The organism is Thiocapsa roseopersicina (assembly GCF_900106925.1).
Lineage (GTDB): Bacteria > Pseudomonadota > Gammaproteobacteria > Chromatiales > Chromatiaceae > Thiocapsa > Thiocapsa roseopersicina.
The window spans coordinates 1-2,482 of record NZ_FNNZ01000069.1 but is presented as its reverse complement, the minus strand read 5'-3'; the positions used below and the strand labels follow the sequence as shown (position 1 = coordinate 2,482).

3 protein-coding genes are annotated in these 2,482 nt (G+C 62.2%); all 3 read right to left on the bottom strand.

Annotated elements, in window-relative coordinates:
* Positions 1-39: 39 nt before the first annotated feature.
* A complete protein-coding gene (locus BLV04_RS24130; RefSeq protein WP_443080582.1) occupies positions 40-858 on the bottom strand; it encodes a heavy metal-binding domain-containing protein in 819 nt (272 codons plus the stop codon).
* 72 nt (positions 859-930) lie between these two features.
* Positions 931-1,473 carry a hypothetical protein gene (locus BLV04_RS24125; RefSeq protein WP_217633796.1) on the bottom strand — a complete coding sequence of 181 codons (543 nt, stop codon included), beginning with the start codon at positions 1,471-1,473 and terminating at the stop codon, positions 931-933.
* Between the two features lie 156 nt (positions 1,474-1,629).
* Complete coding sequence (locus tag BLV04_RS24120; RefSeq protein ID WP_093038679.1) at positions 1,630-1,881, bottom strand: SHOCT domain-containing protein; 252 nt, start codon at positions 1,879-1,881, stop codon at positions 1,630-1,632.
* Positions 1,882-2,482: the final 601 nt, after the last annotated feature.

Below are 2,482 nucleotides of genomic sequence, written 5' to 3'. Positions count from 1 at the left end.
TGTTGTTCAAGCACCCCGAGGGAGGCCCACCGCTCTCCCTCATACAAGTTGACGATTTAAGAGGAAAAACCCATCAGGGAAGGTGGCCGTACTCACCAGGACGACGCCGTCGACCGGGACCTTCTCGCCCGGGCGCACGCGCAGGCGATCACCCACATGGACATGGGTCAGCGGAATGTCCTCTTCGCTGTCATCAGCGCGGATGCGCCGCGCCGTCTTCGGCGCCAGCCCGAGCAACGCCTTAATGGCGGCCCCGGTTTCCGAGCGCGCCTTGAACTCCAGCACCTGGCCCAGGAGGGTGAGCGAGACGATGACGGCCGCAGCCTCGAAATACAGGGCGACCTGGCCATCCACCTGGAAGGAGGACGGGAAGATGCCGGGCAGTACAGCGGCCACCAGACTGTAGAGGTAGGCCGCGCCCGTGCCCAGTCCGATCAGGGTCCACATGTTCGGACTGCGGTTCTTCACCGACTGCACGCCGCGCACGAAGAAAGGCCAGCCCGACCACAGCACGACGGGCGTACCCAAGGCGAGCTCCACCCAGGGTCGGGCGGCGCCGAACAGGCCGCCCGACATGGCGATCAGGGTGACCAGGACGGTCAGCGGCAGCGTCCACCAGAAACGGCGACGTAAGTCCGCAAGTTCGGGGTTTTCGCCCTCCCCCGCCTCCGGCAGCATCGGTTCCAGGGTCATGCCGCATTTGGGGCAGTTGCCCGGCTCGGACTGGCGAATCTCCGGGTGCATCGGGCACGTAAAGATCGTACCGGCGGTGGCCGGTGCCGGCGGGGCCTCCGGTTGCAGATCGAACTTCGGATGCTCGTGATGATGTGTGCCGCGGGAATGCTCGGCATCGTTCATGACAATTCCCCATCAAGGCTGGCGACCGGGTGAAGGTCGCCAGCGGTTCTTCAACGAAGTTGCCCGGCGGCCTTACTTGGCCGGCGTGGGCATCGATGGGGACTTGGTCATCTGCTCCATCATCATCTGCATCATGTCCATGCGCTTTTCCATGCGCTCCATGTGCTTCGCCATGGCATCCGAGGAGTTGCCGCCCATCATGCCCATGCCACCTTTGCCCATCATGCCGCCTTCCATCATCGAGCAGTCCGTCATGCCGGCCCGCATGCCGCTGGCCATCTTCATGTTCTCCTGCATCGTCCGCATGTGCTCCGCCGTCGCCTTTTGCCGCTCCTCGTCCGTCTTCACCGCAGCGATGCGGTCGAGCTGCGCTTGCATCTTCTTGAGGTTGTCTTTCATCTTCTGCACGGCCGGTGCCGCCGGCTCGGTGGGCACGGCCCCGGGCTCCGGAGCTTGCTGCGGATGATGGGCATCGTCGGCGAATGCGGAAGTGGCGAAGGCGAGGGAAGCGGCGATGGCGGTGATAGCGAACCCTCTGGCTAGGGCCGGGCTTTTCCAGCCGGTTTGCTCCGCGATTTGAGCTTGCTCCGCCAGGTCTCTGCATTGCATCTTCATGGAGTTGTTTCTCTAAAAGCGTTTTTGCCTGGCCCTTGGCACCGGATGTTGAGGGGCCACGGAAAAAGTTAACATCGCGGGGGTCCTGGGTTCGCCCTGACCCGGACGCAAGCGGCGAATCGACGCGCTGTCTCCGCCACCGCATCCAGTCGGCCCTCAGGTCTTGCAGCGTGCTTCGTCACCGGATCGACCGGTCAGATCGGCGCGCCTTTTCAGATATTCGTCCCGGTCGATCTCGCCACGCGCATAGCGCGCTTCCAAGATTTCCATGGCGCTGGATTCCCGTTTTCCCTCGCGATCACGGGTGAAATAACGTACCAACAAGACGATCAGAAGAATGGGCAGGACCCAGACCAGGACCATGCCCAGTCCGCCCCATCCCATGCCGAAGTGTTCAGATCCAAGCATGTGTCACCTCCAACTAATTTTCAGCATGGAGGTCCGACGCCTACTACAAGCTGACCCACGGATGACATTTGCGTCATTTGCGATAGGGCCTGCCCTGACCTCACTTCGGCGTGAAGCGCGTCTGCTCTGACCCCTTGCCGGCCAGGGTAAATAAGGGACGTAACACGGAATCGCTATCGGCGAGCAATCTGCGGGGTCGGACCTTCCCTGTTTCCCACCAGAACCGACGGCCAGAGTCGTAACGTCCGCTGACCTGGCTGAAGCGGGCGCTCGATCTTGTGGTGCCTGTGACTGCAACGGGTCGACAACAACCACCCTGGGTTTCAAGGCCGAGCGACCGCGACTGACCGCTCCTGGGGCAAACCGGAAATTGCTGCCGGAAGCAAGAGCGATTGCAACGAGTCGATTTCAGCCCTTGCGGCCACCCGTTAGGCTGTGTCGCATCGAGGATAGATGGCCGATTGCGATGGCGAGGTGGGCGAATTCTAGAAGGGGTCAGCTCACGATCTGCGTATTCCGGCCCAATCCGGCCACCCATTCTGATTTAAAGCGGCCACCCATTCTGGTTCAAACCGGCCACTCGTTCCGGTTCAAGCCGGCC